The sequence below is a fragment of the Streptomyces sp. LS1784 genome (assembly GCF_020103755.1).
Taxonomy (GTDB): Bacteria; Actinomycetota; Actinomycetes; order Streptomycetales; family Streptomycetaceae; genus Kitasatospora.
Genome location: NZ_JAHSQD010000576.1, coordinates 1 through 5051 on the forward strand (window position 1 = coordinate 1; position 5051 = coordinate 5051).

Sequence of the window (5051 nt, forward strand, 5' to 3'; positions counted from 1 at the left end):
CGCGCGGGCGGCCGCCCGGACCGCCTACGGGTCTGGGCCGCCGTCCGGCCCCTCGGGGACGGGACGGACGGTCAGGTCGAGCAGCCGGGCGGCGCCGGTCACGCCGACGTAGCAGGGCGAGCTGACCAGCAGGACGTCGTCCGGGCCGGCGCACAGGGCGCGCAGCGTCAGCAGCATGCCCTCCTGGGCGCCGACCGTGACCACCACGGCCCCGGGGTCGACGGTCAGGCCCTCGTCGTTGGCCAGCGAGCGGACGACCAGTTCGTTGATGATGCCCTTGGTCGGTCCGTACTGGAACAGCGCGGTGCGCACCGCGTCCCGGCCGAGGCCGCGGTCGGCCAGGTGGTCGAGGTAGGTCTCCAGGTAGGCCGGGACGTCCTCGGGCTCGAAGAAGCCCTCGTAGGGGCGGCCGGGGGCGAAGGAGACGGCGTCCGGGTAGCGGGTGGTGACCTCGTTGAGGAAGGTCATCGCATCCAGCAGCGGATCGGCCAGGGAGGCGTGGAGGTCGTTCAGGGAGAGTCTCACGCCCCCGCCCCTCCCCCGCTCTCGGCAGAGGTGTTCGCCCGTGCCCGCCCTGCGATGACGCGCTCGCTCCACCCGGTCACCGCAGCGCCTCCCGGAGACACCGGGCCGCGTGGGCCTGGGCCTCGACGGCGGCGTCCAGGGTGCCGGTCATGGCGAAGAAGCCGTGCGGCATGCCCTGGTAGCGGCGCAGCGCCACCGGGACCCCGGCGGCGCGCAGCGCCTCGGCGTACTGCTCGCCCTCGTCCCGCAGCGGGTCGTACTCGGCGGTCAGGACGGTCGCGGGCGGCAGGCCGGCCAGGGTGGCGGCGCGCAGCGGGGAGGCGTACGGGCTGGTGCCGTCGCCCTGGTCGGCCAGGTAGTGGCCCCAGTACCAGGCCACGGAGCGGCGGTTGAACAGGGCCGGGTCGTCGTGGGCGCGCAGCGACGGGGTGTCGGCGCCGTGGTCGGTGTTGGGGTAGACGAGCAGCTGGTGGCGCAGGATGGGGCCGCCCTCGGCGCGCAACAGGAGGGTGAGCGCGGCGGTGAGGTTGCCGCCGGCGCTGTCGCCACCGACCGCGAGCCGGTCCGGGTCGATGCCGAACTCCTCCGCACGTTCGACGAGTTGCCGCAGGGCGGCGCGGCAGTCGTGCAGCGCCGCGGGGAAGGGGTGTTCGGGGGCGAGCCGGTAGCCGACGGAGGCGGTGACGCAGCCGATGGCGTTGGTGAGCCGGCGGCAGATCGCGTCGCTGGTGTCGGGCGAGCCGAGCGTCCAGCCGCCGCCGAACAGGTAGAGCAGGGCGGGCAGTCGGCGGCCCGGCGCCTCGGGGCGGTAGAGCCGCAGCGCGAGTTCGCCGCCGGGACCGGGGATGCGGTGCTCCTCGACGGCGGCGACCGGCTCGGGGGTGCCGGACACTGCGCGGATGTCCGCGAGGTCGGCGGCACGGGCCTCGGCGAGGGTGAGGGTGTAGAGCGGCGGGGTACCGCTGTTCGCGCGCCGGGCACGCAGCGCCTCGGCCTGGGGGTGCAGGGGCATGGGCGGATCCGTTCGGTGCGAGGAGGTCAGCAGTCTGCCTCGACGTAGAGGGTCTCGTCGGTGCGGAAAGCCGTGTCGAGGTCGGCGACGTCCGGACGGGTGCCCTGGCGGTAGGCGCACTGGCGAATCCGGTCGGGCTCGAAGCCCGCCTGGGTGAGGACGTGCCGCAGCTCGTCCAGGTCGTAGATCCACTGGTGCCCGAAGTACCGGAAGATCTGGTTGACCAGGAAGGCCGGGCGCTCGGGCATCGGCGGGCCGAAGCCCAGGGTGGTCAGCCGGCGCCGGTGCTTGGTGAGGAAGCCGTCGCCGGTGGCGTAGCCGACCAGGTAGCGGGCGAGGTCGGGGGTGGTCAGGCGCAGCACGCCGCCGGGGCGCAGCACCCGGCGGGCCTCGCGCAGCCAGCCGATGGCGACGGGCATGGTGACGTGCTCGATCAGGTGCTCGGCGTACACCCAGTCGACGCTGGCGTCGGCGAAGGGCAGCGGTTCGGCGATGTCGAGCCGGGTGAACCAGCGGTCGCCGTCGACCCGGTAGAGGGTGCCGGGTTCGGTGACGGTGTCGGGGCTGCGCAGGGCGGCGAGGTCGGTGCCGAGGCCGTCCGGGTGGGCGGTCCGGAACGCGGCGAACTCGATTCCGGTGATGCCGAGTTCGCGGAAGCCGGCGTGGTCGTGCGGCAGCCCGTCGGGGCGCGCTTCGAGCTTGTCGCAGGTGGCGACCTGTTCGCTGAAGGCGTCCAGGCGGGGTGCCAGCCCGTCGGGGTCGTCCCAGTCCCAGCCGGGGAATCGTTCGCTCTGCTCGGTCATGTGTCGGACCTCCTGGGGGGAGAACGCGGTTCGGGTACGGCACGGTTCAGCGGCCGCGCGGGGTTCGGGGGTGGGCGCTTCTGGTCCGGCTCGCTTTCCTGTCCGTGATCCCGGGATGACGCCTCCGTACGGTTCGGGTTCAGCCGACCGGGCGGGGCCAGGGTGCGAGGGCCGTGCGGTCCAGGTCGGCGAGCCGGGGGCGTCCCGACAGGGCCCGTGCGGGGTCGCAGGCGGAGACGTCGACCAGGGTGCGCGGACGCAGCGCATGGCGTCCGAACATCTCCCGGTCGGCCGCCAGGGTGCGTTCCGCCCCGCTGCCGCCTTCGATGAAATCCCAGGTTTCCGGTGGGAGTTGGGCGCGCGCGGCGCGCTCGATTCCGGCCGGCGTGAGAACTCCCACGGGCATTCCTCGCTCCAGGACGGCCACGCGCGGGCCGGTCCCGGTTGGGCAGCGTAGGAGCAACAACCACATTGGTATAGACCTTGATTTGACCAAACGTCTGTGCCATGGTCTGGCCACGGAATCGGCCGTTCGGGCTTGTTAACGGCGTCCATGTCAAATCCCCTCACGTGTGTGGAGCCGCGTTGACCGGCTTTTCCCCCTCCGTACGTCCGGCTGCCTTCCTGCCGCACTCCGACGCCCCGGACTCCTGGGTCGACCGGCTGCTGCTGGCGGGCCCCGGCGGCGAGGAGTGCCTGCATTTCGGCGCGCCGCTCGACCGGGACACCCTGCGCGCCCTGGTCGACGAGCAGTCCGTCCGGCTGGCGGCCACCGGGCTCGGCCCCGGCGGAACGGCGGCCCTGCGACTGCCGCCCTCGGTGGCGTTCGTCGCGGTGCTGCTGGCATGCTGGCGGCTCGGCGCCCAAGTCGCGTTGCTCGACCACCGGTTGACCGACCACGAGGTCGACGCGGCGGTGGCGCGGCTGGCCCCGCAGGTGCTGGTAGGCTCCGCCCATCGGTCCGCGGCGGCCCTGCGCGGCTTCTCCGAAGTCGAGCCGGTGGCCGTCCCGCTGGCGGACGGGCGCCCGGCCCGCACCGGACACGCGCTGGTCCAGCTCAGCTCCGGATCCACCGGTCCGGCCAAGGTCATCGCCCGCACCGCGGCCGACCTGCTGCGCGAACTCGACTGCTACCGGAGGCTGGTGGAGTTCCCCGGCGAGGGCGAGCGGGTCGTCCTGCTCTCCTCGGTGGTGCACGTGCTCGGTCTGGTCGGCGGGCTGCTCAACAGCCTGCACGCCCGGGCCGCACTCACCGTGCCGGAGCGGATGACGGCGGCGGGCATCCTCGCCGAGGTCGCCGCGAGCGGCCGGCCGACCACCGTGATCGGGGTGCCCTTCCACGCAGAGCTGCTGGCGGGGGCGATCGCTCCCCCGCCGCTGCCCCGGCTGCGGCGGATGGTCGTGGCGGGCGAACTCGTCCGCCCGGGCCTGCCCGCGCTGTTCACCGAGCGCTACGGCGTCCCACTCGGGACCATGTACGGCATGACCGAGACCGGGGTGATCGCCACCGACCTCTCCGGTACGCTCCACCCCGCCAAGCAGCCCGTGCACGGCATGGAACTCCGCTTGGTGAAAGGCGAGTTGCAGATCGGCACGGCGTCCTCCCCCTACCCCGGGCTGGACGATCCGACCCGCTGGTCGGACGGCTGGCTGCACACCCGGGACGCGGCCGAACCGGCCGCCGACGGCCTGGTCACCGTGCTCGGCCGGCTGGACTCCCAGGTCTCGATCGGCGGCCTGAAGGTCGACCTCACCGAGGTCGAGCAAACACTCACCGCACTGCCCGAGGTCCGCGAGGCCGTGGTGGTCTTCGACGGCGGCGCGATCGAGGCCTACCTCGCCACCGAACCCGAGGCCGATCTCACCTCCGTCCAGGACGGGCTGGCCCGCCGCCTGGCCGCCTACAAGCGGCCGCGCCGGCTCGCCCGGCTGGAGCGCCTTCCCCGCACCGCCACCGGAAAGCTGCTGCGCGACCCGGCCGCCCTGCGCGAGACCGCGGCCACCGCCGACTGACCGTACGTTCGACCGCGCGCCGGCCGCGTCGGCCGCACCCCGATTCCGTTCGCACCACCACCCCGACAAGGAGCCCACCACCATGCAGGACCGCATCCGCGCCTTCGTCCTGGCGGCACTCGCCGACATGCAGTACGACGTCTCCGAGGTCACCGGGGCCACCGACCTCGGCCCGGCCGGGCTGGACCTCGAATCGCTCGCGCTGGCCGACCTGTCGGTGCAGGTCGAGGACGAGTTCGGGATCAAGTTCGACCTGGACGAGATGGAGACCACCGCACTGATGACGCTGGACGAGTTCACCGCCGACGTCGCCCGCCGGATCGACGCCCTCGCCGCCACCTCCGGCAGTGCCGCGTGACCGGCTCCCTACGCCCCGACGCCCTGCCGGACCGGGCCGAGGTCCTGACCATGCTGGCGGCGTTCGGGCAGCGCGCCGTCGACACCGTTCCCGATGAACTCGGATCGCTCGAACTCACCTGGCTCGTGGCAGAGTTCGAGCAGCGGTACGGGATCCAGCTGGACCTGGACGACGACCGCTTCGACGCGGTGCGCACCGTCGCCGGCGCCACCGAACTGCTGCGCGAGGCCGTCCTCGCCGACCGCGCGGGCGCGCCCCGGTGAACCCCGCCGGCACGGGCTCCGGCCCACCGGGCCGGGCAGTGGTCACCGGTGTCGGGGTGCTCAGCGCCGCCGGGCGC

Annotated in this window: 6 protein-coding genes and 1 pseudogene; 3 read left to right on the forward strand and 4 right to left on the reverse strand. The window is 73.7% G+C overall.

The window, feature by feature from the left end:
* Positions 1 to 39: 39 nt before the first annotated feature.
* From KS423_RS38055 to KS423_RS38070, 4 genes and pseudogenes are all read right to left on the reverse strand, one after another.
* Positions 40 to 525, reverse strand: a pseudogene (locus tag KS423_RS38055) (aminotransferase class I/II-fold pyridoxal phosphate-dependent enzyme); the annotation flags it as partial.
* Positions 526 to 601: 76 nt separating this feature from the next.
* Positions 602 to 1537 (reverse strand): alpha/beta hydrolase, encoded by a 936-nt coding sequence (locus KS423_RS38060; protein ID WP_224284307.1) that lies wholly within the window; start codon positions 1535 to 1537, stop codon positions 602 to 604.
* Positions 1538 to 1563: 26 nt separating this feature from the next.
* Positions 1564 to 2340 carry a methyltransferase domain-containing protein gene (locus tag KS423_RS38065; protein ID WP_224284308.1) on the reverse strand — a complete coding sequence of 259 codons (777 nt, stop codon included), beginning with the start codon at positions 2338 to 2340 and terminating at the stop codon, positions 1564 to 1566.
* A gap of 139 nt (positions 2341 to 2479) precedes the next feature.
* Positions 2480 to 2740 carry an alpha-hydroxy-acid oxidizing protein gene (locus KS423_RS38070; RefSeq protein ID WP_224284309.1) on the reverse strand — a complete coding sequence of 87 codons (261 nt, stop codon included), beginning with the start codon at positions 2738 to 2740 and terminating at the stop codon, positions 2480 to 2482.
* 185 nt (positions 2741 to 2925) lie between these two features.
* Between KS423_RS38070 and KS423_RS38075 the strand changes: the two genes are divergently transcribed.
* The 3 genes from KS423_RS38075 to KS423_RS38085 all read left to right on the forward strand — a co-directional run bounded on the left by KS423_RS38075 (position 2926) and on the right by KS423_RS38085 (position 4974).
* Entirely contained in the window at positions 2926 to 4353 is a 1428-nt protein-coding gene (locus KS423_RS38075) for a class I adenylate-forming enzyme family protein (protein WP_224284310.1), read from the forward strand.
* Positions 4354 to 4435: 82 nt separating this feature from the next.
* Positions 4436 to 4711 carry a phosphopantetheine-binding protein gene (locus tag KS423_RS38080; protein WP_224284311.1) on the forward strand — a complete coding sequence of 92 codons (276 nt, stop codon included), beginning with the start codon at positions 4436 to 4438 and terminating at the stop codon, positions 4709 to 4711.
* On the forward strand, positions 4708 to 4974 hold the full coding sequence (locus tag KS423_RS38085) for an acyl carrier protein (protein ID WP_224284312.1): 267 nt from the start codon (positions 4708 to 4710) through the stop codon (positions 4972 to 4974). Before KS423_RS38080 ends, KS423_RS38085 begins: the two co-directional genes overlap by 4 nt.
* The last annotated feature ends 77 nt before the right edge of the window (positions 4975 to 5051 follow it).